The following is a 16645-nucleotide window of genomic DNA, read 5'->3' as shown; positions in this document are numbered from 1 at the left end:
ACCGCCCCCCGCCGGCCCCTTTAACCGATCGGGGCGGAACGCCGATCGCGGCGCCGCTCCAATGGAGCGGCGCCGCGATCAGGATTGCGTTCAGGCTTCCCGCTGGAGCTTCGCCACTTCCTGCTCGAGCCCTTCGCGGGTCATGCGCAGCTGCTCCTCGGCGACCTCCACGGCCTCGAGGAAGCTGCGGGCCCGCACCAGCTGCCTGATGCGGTCCTCCGCCTCGGCGTCGCGGCGGCCCTCGTTGCCCCGGCGGTACTCGGCGACGGCCCGGTCCGCCTCTTCCTTGGCGCGCGCCTGCGTCTGGCGCATGAGCTCGGAGGCCTGGGACCGCGCCTGGGCGATGATCTGCCGCGAGTAGTGCTGCGCCTGGTTGACGTAGCTCTCGGCCTGCTGCTGCGCCTGCGAGACGAGGTTGACGGCCGTCGAGGTCGGCGTCGCGGGGACCGGCGCCTGCAGCCTGAGGGAGCTCTGCTGCGACTGCCAGGACCGCAGCGCCTCCTTCAGCTTCTCGGCGTCGATCCGCAGCGCGGCCTCGCGCTGGTCCCGGCTGGCGAGCTCGTCGGCCACGAGCTCGAGGAAGCGGTGGACCTCGTCGGGCTGGTAGCCGCGCCGGGTCAGGCTCGTCATCGAGAACCTGGCGTTGTTGACCTGCCCGACGGTGACTTTCACATCGCGCGAACGGTAGTTGTACATGCTGGAACGTCCTCTCTCACGCGCCCGAGGGCTCGAAGTGGATGGCCTCCGGCGGGACGCCGGCGCCGGCCAGGTGCTTCCTGCTCGCCTCCACCATCCCGGCCGGACCGCACAGGTACACGTCGGCGCCCGAGCAGCGCCCGTGCGCCACGGCCAGGTCTGCCGGCGCGCCCACGCGGGCTCCGGCGCCGAACAGGTCCTCGTCGACGCACGGCACGACCTCGAGCCAGTCGCAGTGGGCCGCGAGGGCCCGCATCTGGTCGAGGCAGTACAGGCCCGCCGGGCTGCGGGCGCCCCAGTACAGGCTGGTCGGCCGGGGTGCGGCGGCAACCTGCTCGATGAGGGCCTTCATGGGGGCGACGCCGGTGCCGCCCGCGATCATGGCGATCCGGCCCGAACCGGGGCGCAGGGTCAGCGCGGTCCCGGTGGCCGGTCCGACCCGGAGGGTGTCGCCGGGGCGGAGCAGGGAGACGAGCGCGGTCGAGACTTCGCCGCCGTCGACGGCGCGCACGTGCAGTTCGATGGTGCCGTCGGTCCGCGGCGCGTTCGCCGGCGAGTACTGCCGCCAGGCCCGGGGGCGCAGGCTCGTGCACAGCGAGACCGATTGGCCCGCAAGGTAGTCGAGCCTGGTGCCGGGGTCGATGGTGATCACTGCGGTCTCGAGGTCGCGGCGGTCGTGGGCGACGACCTCGGCGTCCCACCAGGACGGCGTGTAGTGGGCGGCCGCGTCGGCGGCGTCCGCCATGGTCGCGGCGACCAGCTCGTAGGCCGCCGTCCAGTCCGCGGCGATGGCGGGCGTCCAGTGCGGGCCGCTGAAGTGCTCGAGCGTGGCCAGCAGGGCCTCGCCTACGGCGGGGTAGTGGCCGCGCAGGGCCCCGAACTTGCGGTGGTCGCGGCCGAGCGCCTGGAGGGTGGGCACGACCGCGTCGATGGTGTCGACATTGCTGACCACGGCGCCGAGCGCGGTCACGAGCTTGTCGCGCTGCGCGGCCATGTTCATGGGGAACAGGTCGCGCGTCTCGGGGTGGGTGAGGAACAGGGTCGAGTAGAAGTACAGCGGGACCTGGTTGCCGTGGGCGGCCACCAGGCTCCAGTTCTTCTTCAACCGGTCGGCGTCGATCATGCGCCTAGTCGGCCCCGATGACGTCGGGGGCGACCGATTCGAGGACCTTGCCGACGTGCTCGATGATGTCCTGGGGGACCTCGAGCTCCTCGAGGACCGCGGTGAGGTGCGCGCCGACCGCCTGGTACTGGTCGATCGAGATGTCCATGCCCTGGTGGGCCTCGGCGAGCTCGCGCCCGGCGTAGGTCTTGGGGCCGTCGAGGACCTGCGAGATCAGGGCGACCTGGTGGCGCTTGAGCACGGCCAGGTCGGTGCCGGCGAAGAACCCGGCCAGGTCCTCGTCGGCGAGGAGCCGCTTGTAGAAGCGCTCCACCGCCTCGGTGACGGCGGGGGCGCCGCCTATGCGGTCATATGCGGACACGGCCTGCTCATCGGCTGCATTCATGGTCACTCATCCTTAAACGTGATACCTGATACGCGCCAGAGCCTACCTACGATCGCCCGCAAGATCCATAGTGCCGCTCATGTTTTACGACTTCCGTTGTTGCGATAGTAAATCGTAAGTGGACGGTTACCGTTCGCGTTGTGCGCGATTCGACACTGGCGCCCCGAAGCCTCGGCGCAGCAAGCCCATCGACCTCTGTCGGCACGCGCGTACCAGCGTCCACGGCAGTTCCATGCGTGCAATGAAAGGCGCCGCGATGACCACTCGGTGTCCACTCGAAGGCCATTCGGCACTTACTCCGGGACTGGCGACAAAATGCCCCGGCCGCAATGGCCGGGGCATTTCGGGCAAGGCCCGGTCGGTCAGACCGGACCCGCCCAGGTCAGGCGATGCCGGGCCGCGCGGCGTCCTCGAACTCGCCGGCGCGGGCGCCCCGGCGGTTCGGGGGCTCGACCTCGGCGGCGTCGAGGAACGCGCGCGCGAACGTGCGGCCCTCGTCGTCCGCCAGCCAGATCAGCAGCCGCCCCGGGGTCTCGCGGGCCGGGACGACGAGGGTCGCGGCGGGGGAGAGCTGGAACGGCTCGGCCTTCACCGGCTCGCTGCTCGCCGCGGGCGCGACGGCCGTCGCGGTCGGCGTGCCCGGAGCGGTCCACGCCGCGTGCACCGTGCCGCACACCTCGGTGCCGCCGTGGTGGGAGACGTGCACATCGAGGCGCAGCGGCGACTGCGGCGGCGTGATGTCGGCGCCCGCGGCGGCCGGGACCATGTCGAGGACGAGCACCGTCTCCGCGTTCACATCGGCGGGCACGCACCCGCCCCAGTCCTTGGGGCGGCGGTCGATGTCGAGCAGCCCCGCCGCTTCGTGCTCCACGTCGGCGAACTCGGTGTAGACGTACCCGGCGAAGCGGTCGTGGCGGCGCAGTTCCTGTGTCTCCCAGCGCAGATGCCACGCGCGCTCCAGACTCGTGAACCCTTCGCCGTACTCGCTGTTGACGATCGGCAGGCCGCGGCGCGGCACGTCGGGCGAGCCGTAGAACGACTTGTCCACAGTGAAGTCCGGGCCGAGGCGCACCGCGAACGCGTCCTGCTCTCCGGAAGCGAGGCGCGCCACGGCGTCCTTCCACTTCCCCAGGTGCGGTTCGTAGTAGTGCCAGTCGACCAGGTCGGTGCGCACATGGGACCAGCCGGAGTTCTCCACGATCGGGCGCGTGGCGTCCAGCCCGCGCAGCAGCTCGTACGCGCGGACCGCGGCCTCGGCGCGGGCCGGGCTGCCGGGGATGTCCCAGTCCAGGCCCCACTCCTCGTTGTACAGGCCCCAGATCACGATGCTCGGGTGGTTGCCGTCGCGCTCGACCATCGCCGGCAGCTGCGCCTCGAACGCGGCCGCGGCCTCGGGGGAGAAACGGCTCGGGCACGCCGGCTCGGCCCACACGAGCATCCCGGTGCGGTCGGCCTCGTGCAGCCACAGCGGCTCTTCGAACTTGAGGTGCTTGCGCACCAGGTTGTAGCCGAGGCCGCGCGCGAGCTCGAGCTCGCGCAGCAGCGAGTCCGCGTCCGGCGCGGTCAGGCCCGTGTCGGGCCAGTAGCCCTGGTCGAGCACGCCGCGCAGGTAGACCCGCTCGCCGTTGAGGTACAGCTCCTCGCCGCGGGCCTCGAAGCGGCGCAGCCCGGTCGTGGCCGTCACGAGGTCGTCGCCGGTGCGGACCTCGACCGCGTACAGGTGCGGGTCGGCCGGGGTCCACAGCCGCGGTTCGGCGAGTTCGATGCGGCCCTTGGCGATGCCGTCGGCATCGGCGGTGAGCGTGACGGTCTCCCCTGTGACCGAAGCGGTCACGGTGTGCCCGGCGGGGGCGTCGCCCGCGAGCTCCACGGTCACATCGATACCGGTGAGGCTGTCGCCGCGCAGCACCACCGAGCGCGCGTAGGTGCGCCCCCGTGCCTCCAGCCACACGGTCTGCCAGATCCCCGAAGTGGGTGTGAAGGAGACGCCGTCGTAGTCGTCGCGCGGGATCGACCGCTGCTTGCCGTGCGGGATGGCGCGCTTGTCCGCCGGAGCGGTCACCACCACCTCCAGTACGGCTTCGGTGCCGGGCGCCAGTGCATCGGTCACGTCGATCTCGAAGGACTCGTACCCGCCCGTGTGCTCGCCGACCACGGCGCCGTCGATCCGCACCTCGGCGTGGTGGTGCACGGCCCCGAAGGAGAGCACGACCCTTGCACCGTCCCAATCGGACGGCGCGGTGACCGTGCGCCGGTAGGTGCCCCGCTCCGTCCAGGTCCGGTGCACGCCCGAGGCCTCGCTCTCCCACGCGAACGGGACCGTGATCGGCCCTGCGTACCCCTCGGCTGCGAAGTCCCAGCGGCCGTTGAGGTTGCGCCAGCGCTCCGACCGGTCGCGGTCGGGGCGCGGGTACTCCGGGCGGGGGATCGGGGGCGGGTTCGAAGTCATGGTCAGCCTTTCACGCTGCCGGCGAGGATGCCGTTGATGAAGTGCCGCTGGAGCAGGATGAACAGCACCAGCAGCGGGACGAGTGCGACGGAGCTCGCCGCGAGCAGTTCGCCTGTGACGGCGGCGTAGTCGGCGCCGATCCGGTTGCCGGTGATGTTCTGCGCGAGGGTCGAGAGCACGACCTGGAGGGTCGCCATGCGCTCGGTGCTCGCGGCCACCACGGGCCAGACGAAGTCGTTGTAGATGTTCATGACGGTGAGGACGCCGAGCCCGGCCAGACCGGGCCGGATGACGGGGACGACGACCCGCCAGAAGATGGCGAACTCGCCGCAGCCGTCGACCCGGGCGGCGTCCATGAGCTCGTCGGGCACTGCACTGATGACCTGGCGCATCCAGAAGATCGCGAACGCGTCGACCGCGCCGGGGAGGATCAGCGCCTGGTAGGTGTTCACCCAGCCGAGCTCCTTCATCTCCAGCAGCAGCGGGATGATGAGGACGATCGTCGGGAGCATGAGCGTGATGAGCACGGCCCCGAAGACGAGGTTCTTGCCGATCCACTCGTACTTCGCGAACGCGAAGGCCGCGAGCGGGGCGAGGAACATCGTGGCGGCGCCCTTGAACAGCAGCACGACCGCCGTGTTCACGAACCCCTGCCCGATCGGCACGTCCTGGAACATCGCCGTGTAGTTGTCGAGGGTGAACGCGGAGAAGTCGAACGTGAGCGGCGAGCGCACGATGTCGTCGGCCGGCTTGAACGCCGAGAGCAGCGCCCACGCGACGGGGAACAGGAACGCGACGAGCAGGAGCATCAGGAACGCGTGCGAGCCGATGCGCGGCCGGGTGCGTCGATCGTTGGCGGCCATCGTCAGTCCTTCGCTCGCAGCAGGCGGACGAACAGGAGCGAGAGCGCCATGACGAGGACGACCAGGAGGAACGAGTTGGCCGCGCCGGTGCCCAGGTCCGCCCGGGTGATGTGGTTGTAGAGGTAGTAGCCCGCGGTGGTGGTCGAGTTGTACGGCCCGCCCTGGGTGACCACGAACGGCTCGGCGAACATCTGGAACACCGCGAGGGTCTGGAGCACGACGGCGAACCCGATGGTGCGCCGCAGGAGCGGGACGGTGATGCTCCACAGCTGCCGGGCGCGCGAGGCCCCGTCGAGGTCGGCGGCCTCGTAGATCGAGCCGTTGATCGACTGCAGGCCCGAGAGCAGGATGATCACGATGAACCCGGTGGTCTTCCACAGGAACAGGAGCGCGAGCGTCGGCTTCGCCCAGGCGCTGGTGGTGAGCCAGCCGGTGTCCGGGAGTCCGAAGAGGCCGAGGAAGGCGTTGACGGCGCCGTACCGCTGGTCGAACAGGACGACCCAGATCTGCGCGACGGCCACGAGCGGGGTCACGAACGGGACGATGAACGCGACCCGGTAGAGCCCCCGCAGGCGCAGCTTCGCGTTGTTGAGCAGGACCGCGACGAGGATGCCGAGGACGATCTGGACCGGCACGATGAGGAGCCACAGGACCGCGGAGTTCCCCAGGGAGGACCAGAAGGCGGGGTTGGTGAGCAGGTACGTGTAGTTGTCCCAGCCGACCCAGGTCGCGGCCCCCGTGCCGCGCCAGTCGGTGAAGCTCAGCCGTGCCGTGAAGAACAGCGGGTAGACGCTGAAGGCCACGAAGACCGCGACGAACGGGAGCACGAACACGTACGGGGCGAGGCGCCGGCGCATGCGGGGCGCGCGCCCGGCGCGAGGGGCGCGCCGGGCCGCGGGCGGGTGGACGACGGCCGTCACTGGCGGTCGACCAGGTTCGTCTGGATGTCCTCAGTGGATTGGGCGAGGACCTCTTGCGGGGTCATGTCGCCGTCGAGCATCCGCTGGACGTTGTTGCCGAGGTAGTCGACGGCGCCGGTCCACCAGGCGGGGGTGGGCGTGCCGCCGGGGATCTGCGCGCCGGCCTCGGTGGCGACGGTCCACAGGTCTTGGCCGCCGAGGGCGGTGATCTCGGCGTACAGCGGCTTGGCGGGGTCGGCGGCGGGCGTGTAGCTGGGGATCGAGGTGGCGAGCCCTTCGGGGTAGACCTCGCCGGGGCCCCACACGGCGGCGTACCCGGCCTCGTCGAACATGAGGAACTCGTAGAACAGCCAGGCGAGGTCGGCGTTCGGGCCGTCCTTGGGCAGCACGAACGAGGAGCCGCCCATGGCGCCGGAGCGGGCGCCGCCGGCGTCCCACGCGGGGAGCTGGGTGGCGCGCCAGTCGCCGGAGGTCTCGGTGAGGACCTGCTGGGGCGCGAAGGAGAACCAGATGGCCCAGGGGTAGAAGACCTGGTTGCCGTTGTCGAGCTCGGCGATGTCGGTCGGGGTCAGGTACTCGGCGCGGGTGCCGAGCCCTTCCTGGCGCACGGTGTCGAGGAAGGTGAGGATCCGCTCGAACTCGGGGGTGTCGAGGCGGAGGTTCCCGTCGGCGTCGGCGATGGAGGTGCCGAGCTGGCTCGCGTACATCTCCAACTGGAGCTGGCCGAGGAATGCGGACTGCTCGAGGTGGATCGGCGCGGCGCCGGGCACGGCGGCCTTGTAGTCGCGGGCTGCCTGGAGCAGGTCGTCGTAGGTACTGATGGCGGCCACGTCGATCCCGGCGGCCTCGAGCGCGGCGGCGTTGTAGAACAGCAGGCCCGGGTCGAGGTCGAACGGGACGCCGTAGACGCCGCCGCCCACGGTGTTGACGTCGAGCTTCTGCTGGGCGATGTCCGCGGCGTAAGGGGCGAGCACGTCGCTGAGGTCCCACAGGTAGTCGGTGAAGCCGCCGACCTTGGCGTCGTCGAGGAAGACGCCGTCGGGCACGTCGGCGCCGGTGATCAGGGTGTTCTGGAGCTTCGCGTCGATGTCGACCGCGACGTGGTTCACCTTGATGCCCGGGTACTTCGCGTTGAAGTCGGCGATGACGCCTTCGAAGACCTCGAAGAGGTCGCCGGACCGGTCCCAGACCGTGATCTCGCCTTCGGTGCGGTCGGGGGCCTTGAGGAGGCTCGAGGCGCCGGCGTCCTCTTCCGAGGCGATGTCGGGTCCGCAGGCGGCGAGGGCGGGGGCCGCGGCGGCGAGCCCGGCGGACGCGAGCAGGGCGCGTCGCCGGAGGAGATGGCGTTGCATGGAACACTCCCTTGTGTGATTTTCCAACGTGTGCAAAACCTAGCACCCCTTTGCCGACGTTGCAAACGGTAGGATGGGCCGTATGCCGGCAACACTTCGCGACGTCGCCGATCTGGCGCAGGTCTCCGTCCGCACCGTGTCCAACGTCGTGAGCGGATACGCCCACGTCAGCGAGCGCATGCGCCAGCGCGTGCTCGCCGCGATAGAGGAGCTCGACTACCGCGCCAACCCCGTGGCGCGCACCCTCCGCACCGGCCGCACGGGGATGCTCGCGCTCGTGGTGCCCGAGATCGACGTACCGTACTTCAGCGAGCTGGCCCGGGACGTGATCGACGCGGCCGCCGAGTTCGGCTACCGCGTGATGATCGACCAGACCGGGCACGACCACGAGCGCGAGCGGCGCCTCCTCATGGGGGACGACCGCACGATGCTGTTCGACGGCATCCTCTTCAGCCCGCTCGTCACGAAGTCGGAGCTGCTCGACATGCACCGCTCCGAGCACATGCCGCTGGTGCTGCTCGGCGAGCACGAGTTCGACGGGCGGTTCGACCACGTGGCGATCGACAACGTGCAGGCCGCGCGGGACGCGGTCGCGCACCTGGTCGCGAGCGGCCGGACGCGCATCGCCGCGATCGGGGCGCAGCCGCTGGAGGAGTACTCCACGCCGCTGCTGCGCACCGCGGGATACGAAGCGGCCCTTGAAGAGGCGGGGCTGGAGGTCCCGGCGGCGTACGCGACGCCGGCGCCGCACTACAGCCGCACCGACGGGTACGAGGCGGCGACCGCGCTCATGGCGCTCGATCCGCGCCCCGACGCGATCTTCTGCTTCTCGGACCTGCTCGCGGTGGGCGCGATGCGCGCGGTCTTCGACGCCGGCCTCAGCGTTCCCGAGGACGTGGCCGTGGTCGGGATCGACGACATCGAGGAGGGCCGGTTCGCGCGGCCCTCGCTGTCGACGGTCTCGCTCGACACGCCGTTCATCGCCCGCGAGGCGGTCCGCCGCATCACCGCGCGGATCGAGGACCCGGAGACGCCGGCCGAGGAGGTCGTCGCGCCGCACCGGCTCGTGGTCCGCGAGAGCACGGCCGCGGTCTGAGGAATCCGAGCTCGCCCCCGGCTGCCAGGACCGGGGGCGTTTTGTCAGGGAAACAGCCTCTTGCAACGTCGGCAAATTACTGGCATGGTGTTTGCAACGTCTGCAAAGATGCGGGCGCTCATCTCCACAGGAGGCAACCCCCATGACGGTGACAAGACAGCGGGCCGGCACGGCTCGCCGCTGGGCCGCGCTGCTCGCGGCCGCGGTCCTCGCCGCGGCCGGAGCGCAGGCACTGACCGCCGCCCCGGCCGAGGCCGCGTACCCGGGCACGGTGCTCTACTCCCCGAACCTCGGCGCCTACCCGAGCGGCACCGCCGGGTACCCGCGCGCCATCGGCCTCGAGCACGACGGCTCCGCCAGCGAGACCATGCTCGCCACGTTCGCCAAGGGCGGCCACAACGCCCCGACGAACCTCCCGGTCTACCGCAGCACCAACGGCGGCACGAGCTGGAGCCAGATCAGCACCATCACCTCGAACACGCCGGGCTGGGACCTGGAGGCGCCCACGCTCTTCGAGGTGCCGCGCAACATCACCGGCCTGAACGCGGGTGACCTGCTCGCCGCCGGCACCGCCTGGGACGTCGGCGACTACTCGTCCCAGAAGGTCGAGGTCTTCAAGAGCACGAACGGCGGCGCGAGCTGGACGTTCCTGTCCAACTGCACCTCGACCTCGGGCCAGCCCAACGGCTGGGGCCACGGTATCTGGGAGCCCACGTTCCTGGTGGCCGACAACGGGACCCTCGCCTGCTTCATCTCCGACGAGCGGCCTTCCAACAGCGCCACCAACAACCAGAAGATCGCGCACTACACCTCCACCGACGGCGGCGCGACCTGGAGCTCCGGCATCCAGGACGACGTGGTCTTCCCGGCCGACAACCTGCTGCGCCCGGGCATGCAGACCTTCGCCGAGCTGCCCGACGGGCGCTTCGTCATGAGCTACGAGCTGTGCCGGGACGCCACGAACGCCGACCACGCGTGCGAGGTCTACATCAAGTTCTCCCAGGACGGCCTGAACTGGGGCGCGGCGGGCGACCGCGGCACCCTCGTGCAGACCTCGGACGACCGCGAACTCCTGCACACGCCCTACCTCTCGTGGACGCCCGCGGGCGGTCCGAACGGGACGCTGCTGATCTCAGGCCAGCGCGTGGTCGCGGGGCCGACCGGGAACAAGACGGTCCTGGCCGAGTCCGGCACCGTGCTGTTCGCGAACCGGAACCTCGGCGCGGGCGACTGGTTCGAGGCGACGACGCCCGTCACCGTGAACCCCACCGGCGGCTACGCCGACGGCGTGCCCTCCTGCCCGGGCTACTCGACGCCGGCGATCCCGCGCGAAGACGGCACGAGCTACCTGTACCTGGCCGCGACCTGGCTGGGGCAGAACAACCAGTGCGAGGTGCGGTTCGGGATCGGGACGGTCCCGGGCGCGACGGGCGCGGTGGTCAACCCGCAGACGGGCAAGTGCCTCGACGTGGACACGAACACCGCCGCGAACGGCAACCGGGCGCAGATCTACGCGTGCGGGACCGCCTCGGGCCAGGACTGGTCGCGGTACGCGGACGGTTCGCTCCGGGCGTTCGGCAAGTGCCTCGATGTGGACGCGCAGGGGACGGCCAACGGCACCAAGGTGCAGCTGTGGGAGTGCAACGGCTCGGGAGCCCAGATGTGGACGCCCCAGGCGAACGGCTCGCTCCTGAACCCGCAGTCGGGCCGGTGCCTCGACATCGCGGCCGGCGGCACCGCCGACGGGACCAAGCTCCAGATCTACGACTGCAACGGCCTCTGGACCCAGCGGTGGACGATCCCTGCTTAATGGAGCGATAGCCAGGCCACTACTTCTGGTGCACAAGGGGTTTGGCGCACAGTTTCGGGCCGCATCTGTCGGATGCGGCCCGAAACCGTGTCAGGGAGCGCTCTCTCACGTGACCGTGAGCGTCCACCGGGTCGGGTTGCCGTCGAAGGCGACACCGGACTGGTCCGGCGTGCCGTCCGGCGTCACGTCGTCGTAAGGGAAGGCGTACCCGATCGGCGAGTGCGCGTGCACTGCGCGGGCGTAGTGGTTCGTGACCGGGTTCGCGTAGAAGTCGTCGACGCCGGGGCCGTTCGGCTGGTCGGCGTGGTTGTGGACCGTACTGCGGTTGAACGCCGCCGCGAGCCGCGCCAGCGCGCCCTTCTTCGCGTCCGAATCGGACGGGATGTTCGCGAAGGGCCCGTGGTTGCAGGTGAAGACGTCCCAGGAGCCGGGTTTGGCGAAGGTCGACCCGTCGTTGAAGACGAGGGTGTCCCCGTTGACGCGGCCGGTGAGCACGCCGCGCCCGCCTTGGAGGTCGATGCGGAGGTCGGTGTCGCGGTAGTGCTCCCAGACCTGGTCGGCGTAGCCGTTCCAGTAGTCGGCGAACGGCATGTCCGGTTGTCCCACATGGGGGGCCATGACGTTCTGCGGGGACATGACGCGCAGGATGCCGGCGTCGCCGTGCATCACCAGTTCGCCCCAGGGGTACCCGTCGGCGGTCTGCTGGGCCTCGAGGTCGGCCGCGATCGCCTCGACCGCGCTGCGCGGCAGCGGGGCCACCGCGTGGTCGCCGTCCCCTTGGAGCCGCATCCCGATCGGGAGGGCGGTCACGAGGTCGACGTAGCTGACGTTCGCGAACAGCTGCACGTCGTTGAAGGTGAACTCGCAGAACGAGACGATCTTGCCGAAGTTGGCATCGGCACGGTTGTGCAGCGCGGGCTCGACCAGCGCCGGCCCGGGGTTGACGAAGAACTCGAGCTTCGACTCCCGGACGAAGTAGACGCGGGCGCCGTACATGCGCGGCAGGGTGACCACGACCGGAGCGGCGCCGGGGGCGCCGAGCGGGATCGCGGCGTCGACCGGCAGCGGGGTATTCGGACCGGCGGGCTGTTCGAGGTAGTACGGGCCCTGCCCGGCCCGCAGGAGCATCATGCGGTCGGTCCCGAACTCGCGTCCGGTGACGTAGGCGTTCACTGCACCCGTATCGGTGTCGTTGACGAGCGCGAGCTCGCAAGTGGCCGGTGCGGCGGACGCCTCGGGGACGCCGAACGAGCGCCACCAGGGCGAACTCGCCGCCACCGCTCCCGCAGCGGCGGTCATACCGATCATGACTCTTCGCGAAACCATGGAAAACCTCCAAATGGTGCGATCTTGAGGAATTCGGCTGAGATTAGCATGGTTTCTTTAAAGATTAAAGGGTCAATATCGTACGTAACCGGTCACCGTAAGCGCCGGACAACGGCTGCTCCCGCAGTGGGTATCGATCGGCAGCCTCCGACCGTGCGCAGGTTCTTTACCGGACTTCACCTATATAGGACTGCGCATATATAAGTGCTATCCTTTAGTCATGTCACTTCGGCACGCCATCCTCGGCATCCTGTCCATTCAGCCGATGAGCGGCTACGACCTGAAGAAGACCATCGATCAAAGCGTCGGGCACTTCTGGACGGCGGACCAGTCGCAGGTGTACCGCACGCTCGCCGCCCTCGTGGAGGACGGCCTGGCGTCCCGTCGCACTGTGGCGCAGGACGAGCGCCCCAACCTGCATCTGCATACCGTGACCGACCGCGGACTTGTCGCACTGGACGAGTGGCTCGCTTCGCCGCTGCAGACCCCACCGATGCGCGAGCCGTTCCTGGCGCGCCTGTTCTTCGCGGACAGGATGCCGCCGGAGGCGATACGCGAACTGCTGGACGTCCGCCGGCGGGAAGTGAGCGAGCAGCTCGCGGCGTTGGAGGCGATCGCCGTTTCGGTGGACGACGCCGATATCGGGCAGGTGCTGCGCCTGGCCACGCTCGCCAACGGCATCGCCCACGCCAAGACCGAACTCGAATGGCTCGACGACACCGCACGGCGACTGGAACGGACCGCACCGTGAACTCGTCCCTGTCGGTCGAACTCGACCGCATCGCGGCCCACTACGCCGCCAAGCCCCAGGTATCGGCGATGAGTCTCGCCCTTGAGCAGCCGTCCACCGGATTCACCTGGCAGTACGAGGACACCCCTCGGTCCTACTTCACCGCCAGCATCACCAAGCTGTTCACCGTCGCGATGATCATGCAGCTTCGCCACGAGGGAGCCCTGGCACTCGACACGCCGGCCGCCGAGATCCTCGGCCAGGACACGATGCGCGGACTGAACACGCACGACGGCCGCGATTACAGCGCCCGCATCACCGTGCGCGAACTGCTGACGCAGACCTCCGGGATACCGGACTATTTCGAGCAGCAGCGCGCCGACGGCACCACCTTCCTGGACGACATGCTCCGGACCGACGCCTCCTGGACCTTCGACGACTTCATCGAGATGGCAAGGCGCCTACCGAGCAGGTTCGCCCCCTCGGCACCTGGCAGGACGCAGTACTGCGACACCAATTTCCAGCTGCTGGGACGCATCGTCGAGGTGGCCACTTCCAGCGGTTACCACCATGCCATCCGCAAACGGGTCATCGAACCGCTCGGCCTGCACGCCACCTGGCTGTTCACCCCCGACACGCTGGACCGCTACGGCGAGGTCGCGACGATCCTGCACGGCCGCACGCCGCTGCGCATTCCGAAGTCGATCGCCTCGTTCCCTCCCGACGGCGCGGTGGTGTCGACATCGACCGACCAGATACGGCTCCTGCGCGCCTTCATCGGAGGCGAGCTGTTCCCCGCGCGGTACCTGGCCGAGATGACCGCCCGCTGGAATCCGGTGTTCTCGCGCCTCGACCCCATCGACTACGGAGTCGGGATCATGCGGTTCAAGCTTCCCCGCTGGCAATCGCCGCTCGCGCCGGCGCCGGCGATGATCGGGCACTCCGGCGCCTTCGGGAGCGTGCTCTACCACATCCCCGACCATGACCTCTACATTGCAGGGACCGTCAACCAGATGCGCCCCCGCAGCCTCCCGTATCCCCTCTTGCTGCGGATCGTCGCACAACTCCGATGAGCGACGACGCCATCGTGGAGGCCGAACAACACCGGCTTTGGCCCCGGATTCGGATACTGCAAAGCCCCGGTGGGAATCCCACCGGGGCTTGCTGCTGGTGCTCGATACTGGGATCGAACCAGTGACCCCTCGCGTGTGAAGCGAGTGCTCTCCCGCTGAGCTAATCGAGCGCGACGAGGCATAACTGTACCGGAGTCTGTTGCGGGGGAGCATTGTGGGGGGCCGGTCGTACCGGCGGTCACAGGGCGTCCGGTCTGGGAAGCGCTTGACAGGTGGAGGCGAGGTCGATAGTCTTCGATGCGTTAAATCGTTTCAATTGAGGTCTGAGCGCGTCCCCTCCAAGACTTCGACGCGTCTTCGCAGGCCTCCGCGCTTTCGAGGAGCCCCCTTCATGAGTCCTCCCACGATGTTCCGCAAAGTCCTTGCCGCCTCCCTGGTCGGCGTGCTCGCCGGGGCCGGGGTCACCGCCTCGGCGCAGTCGCACGGCGGCGGCCGGCATGACGACATCCAGCTCGAACGCCTGGACCGCGGCCTCGTCGCGGCCGTGACCGGCGACGGCGTGTTCCTCAGCTGGCGCCTGCTCGCCGATGAGGTGACCGGTTATAACGATTCAGGTCTGACCGGCGCGAACTTCAAGGTCTACCGGGACGGCAAGAAGATCGCCACCGTCACCGACTCGACCAACTTCCTCGACACCGGCGGCGACGGCGACTCCGAGTACCGGGTCGTCGCCGTCAAGCGCGGCTGGCCCACCGACATCTCCGACGAGGTCACGCCCTGGTCCGAGGGGTACCTGGACATCCCGCTGCAGAAGCCCGCCGACGGCGTCACCCCCGCGGGTGAGGCGTACACGTACCGCGCCAACGACATCAGCCCCGGCGACCTCGACGGCGACGGCGACTACGAGTACGTCGTCAAGTGGGACCCCTCAAACTCCAAGGACGTCTCGCAGGTCGGCTACACCGGCCCCGTGATGATCGACGCCTACACCCAGGAGGGCGAGCTCCTCTGGCGCATCGAGCCCGGGGTCAACATCCGAGCCGGCGCCCACTACACCCAGTTCCAGGTGTACGACTACGACGGCGACGGCATCTCCGAGGTCATACTCAAGACCGCCCCGGGCAGCAAGTCGACGTCCTATGTGCGCGACAAGGAACGGTTCATCACCCTCCCCGAGGACGATGTGGCCGCGGGCGTCACCCACGAGGACGACTACCGGCTCTCCGCCGCCGGTTACTACGACCACCTGGTGCAGGTCTTCATGGGCTGGCACGAGCACCCCGAGGTCGTCAAGGGCGACTGGCCCGCGACCATCGAGGCCGCGCTCGGCGCCGACGCCCAGTTCGACTTCGCCTACCCGCTCGCGCAGGCCGACGCCGAAGCGCTCGCCGACTACTTCATCGACGTCTACGCGCCCGCCCGCTCCACCCGCAACCAGCTGCGGAACTTCGCCGGCTTCGTCCTCACCGGACCGGAGTACTTGACGGTGTTCAACGGCCGCACCGGACTCGAGATGGACACCATCGACTTCCCGGTCCAGCGCGGCGACGACGGCCTCGAATGGGGCGACTACGCGATGGCCCGCATCGAGCCGGGCAACCGGGTCGACCGGTTCCTCTCGGGCGTCGCCTACCTCGACGGCGAGCACCCGACGGCGATCTTCGCCCGCGGCTACTACACGCGCACGACGATCACCGCGATCGACTGGGACGGCAGGAACCTTGAGCAGCGCTGGCAGGCCGACTCCGGCCACGCCCCGATGCCCAACCCGTTCAACGCGGGCCCGCACGGCGTCGAAGGGCCCGACCCCGAGTGGGGCACGCTGACCACGCAGGGCGACCACTCGCTGAGCGTGGCCGATGTGGACGGCGACGGGAAGCAGGAAATCGTCTACGGCGCCGCGACGCTCGACGACGACGGCTCGCTGCTGTACTCCTCGTACGCGACGATGCCGCCGAACGCCAACAACCCGGGCACGCTCGCGAAGCTCGGCCACGGCGACGCGCTCCACGTCGGCGACTTCGACCCCGACCGCGAAGGCCTGGAGATCTTCTCGGTCTTCGAGGGCGGCGCCTGGGCGCCGTACGGGTACGCGATGCGCGACGCCGCCACCGGCGAGGTCCTGTGGGGCGGCTACACCGGCCGCGACACCGGCCGCGGCATGGTCGGCGACATCGACCCGTCGATCCCGGGCTTCGAGGCGTGGGCCTCGCTCCCGCCCGGCGGGGCCTCCGAAGGCGTGTTCACCGCGACCGGTGAGCCGATCGTCGGGCCGACGCCCGGCACCAACATGAGCATCCGCTGGGACGCCGACCTGACGACCCAGCTCGTGCACGGCGCCGACGCGGCCACGGTCGAGGAGACCACCGTCCGCGACTACCAGGACGGCGTCGTTCTCGACGCGGCCGGGACGCTCACGAACAACTACACGAAGGGCAACCCGGGCCTGGTGGCCGACGTGCTCGGCGACTGGCGCGAGGAGCTGCTGGTGCGCACCGCCGACTCCAGCGCGATCCGCGTCTTCACCTCCACCGAGGTGACCGACCACAAGCTGTTCACGCTCATGCACGACCCGCAGTACCGGGTCGGCGTGGCGAACCAGCAGACCACGTACAACCAGCCGCAGTACACGAGCTTCTACCTGGGCTCGGACATGGACTTCGGCGACGTCGAGGCCCCGGACTACTACACGCCCCGCTACCGGGGCTGACCCGGACGGATCGGGACAGGGGGCGGGGGGGGGGGTGGGGGGCGCCCCCCCGGGGGGGGGGGGGGGCGGGGGCCCGGGGGGGGGGGGGGGGGGGGGCCGACACCCACTGCGC

At 69.7% G+C, this 16645-nt stretch carries 13 protein-coding genes and 1 tRNA gene; 5 read left to right on the top strand and 9 right to left on the bottom strand.

Annotated features, from left to right (window positions below):
* Positions 1 to 90: 90 nt before the first annotated feature.
* The 7 genes from O2L52_RS03820 to O2L52_RS03790 form a co-directional block, all read right to left on the bottom strand.
* Positions 91 to 696, bottom strand: a complete 606-nt coding sequence (locus tag O2L52_RS03820; protein WP_270113995.1) for a DivIVA domain-containing protein — start codon at positions 694 to 696, stop codon at positions 91 to 93.
* Between the two features lie 16 nt (positions 697 to 712).
* Positions 713 to 1819: a globin domain-containing protein gene (locus O2L52_RS03815; RefSeq protein ID WP_270113994.1), complete on the bottom strand. Its 1107-nt coding sequence runs from the start codon at positions 1817 to 1819 to the stop codon at positions 713 to 715.
* Positions 1820 to 1823: 4 nt separating this feature from the next.
* Complete coding sequence (locus tag O2L52_RS03810; protein WP_270113993.1) at positions 1824 to 2204, bottom strand: group I truncated hemoglobin; 381 nt, start codon at positions 2202 to 2204, stop codon at positions 1824 to 1826.
* Positions 2205 to 2586: 382 nt separating this feature from the next.
* Positions 2587 to 4653: a glycoside hydrolase family 2 protein gene (locus O2L52_RS03805; RefSeq protein WP_270113992.1), complete on the bottom strand. Its 2067-nt coding sequence runs from the start codon at positions 4651 to 4653 to the stop codon at positions 2587 to 2589.
* A 2-nt stretch (positions 4654 to 4655) separates the two neighbouring features.
* On the bottom strand, positions 4656 to 5516 hold the full coding sequence (locus O2L52_RS03800; protein ID WP_270113991.1) for a carbohydrate ABC transporter permease: 861 nt from the start codon (positions 5514 to 5516) through the stop codon (positions 4656 to 4658).
* 2 nt (positions 5517 to 5518) lie between these two features.
* The gene (locus O2L52_RS03795) at positions 5519 to 6373 is read right to left on the bottom strand and encodes a carbohydrate ABC transporter permease (RefSeq protein ID WP_270113990.1); all 855 of its coding nucleotides are present in this window, start codon (positions 6371 to 6373) and stop codon (positions 5519 to 5521) included.
* Positions 6374 to 6432: 59 nt separating this feature from the next.
* On the bottom strand, positions 6433 to 7788 hold the full coding sequence (locus tag O2L52_RS03790) for an ABC transporter substrate-binding protein (RefSeq protein WP_270113989.1): 1356 nt from the start codon (positions 7786 to 7788) through the stop codon (positions 6433 to 6435).
* 82 nt (positions 7789 to 7870) lie between these two features.
* Between O2L52_RS03790 and O2L52_RS03785 the strand changes: the two genes are divergently transcribed.
* Positions 7871 to 8884, top strand: a complete 1014-nt coding sequence (locus O2L52_RS03785; protein WP_270113987.1) for a LacI family DNA-binding transcriptional regulator — start codon at positions 7871 to 7873, stop codon at positions 8882 to 8884.
* 142 nt (positions 8885 to 9026) lie between these two features.
* The gene (locus O2L52_RS03780; protein ID WP_270113986.1) at positions 9027 to 10694 is read left to right on the top strand and encodes a ricin-type beta-trefoil lectin domain protein; all 1668 of its coding nucleotides are present in this window, start codon (positions 9027 to 9029) and stop codon (positions 10692 to 10694) included.
* 105 nt (positions 10695 to 10799) lie between these two features.
* On the opposite strand, the gene O2L52_RS03775 is transcribed toward O2L52_RS03780, so the two are convergent.
* Positions 10800 to 12020 (bottom strand): beta-1,3-glucanase family protein, encoded by a 1221-nt coding sequence (locus O2L52_RS03775; protein WP_270113985.1) that lies wholly within the window; start codon positions 12018 to 12020, stop codon positions 10800 to 10802.
* Between the two features lie 220 nt (positions 12021 to 12240).
* Between O2L52_RS03775 and O2L52_RS03770 the strand changes: the two genes are divergently transcribed.
* Both O2L52_RS03770 and O2L52_RS03765 read left to right on the top strand, forming a co-directional pair.
* Positions 12241 to 12771, top strand: coding sequence for a PadR family transcriptional regulator (locus O2L52_RS03770; protein WP_270113984.1), 531 nt, complete (start codon positions 12241 to 12243; stop codon positions 12769 to 12771).
* Positions 12768 to 13823 carry a serine hydrolase domain-containing protein gene (locus tag O2L52_RS03765; RefSeq protein ID WP_270113983.1) on the top strand — a complete coding sequence of 352 codons (1056 nt, stop codon included), beginning with the start codon at positions 12768 to 12770 and terminating at the stop codon, positions 13821 to 13823. The genes O2L52_RS03770 and O2L52_RS03765 overlap by 4 nt, the downstream gene beginning before the upstream one ends.
* Before the next feature lie 95 nt (positions 13824 to 13918).
* Here the strand turns inward: O2L52_RS03765 and O2L52_RS03760 are convergent.
* A tRNA-Val gene (locus O2L52_RS03760) sits at positions 13919 to 13993 on the bottom strand.
* Between the two features lie 221 nt (positions 13994 to 14214).
* Here O2L52_RS03760 and O2L52_RS03755 point away from each other — a divergent pair.
* Entirely contained in the window at positions 14215 to 16533 is a 2319-nt protein-coding gene (locus tag O2L52_RS03755) for a rhamnogalacturonan lyase (RefSeq protein ID WP_270113982.1), read from the top strand.
* The last annotated feature ends 112 nt before the right edge of the window (positions 16534 to 16645 follow it).

The sequence above is a fragment of the Glycomyces algeriensis genome, from assembly GCF_027622855.1.
GTDB lineage: Bacteria > Actinomycetota > Actinomycetes > Mycobacteriales > Micromonosporaceae > Glycomyces > Glycomyces algeriensis.
Note: the sequence above shows the minus strand (reverse complement) of the source record. Positions and strands in the feature narration are given on the sequence as shown.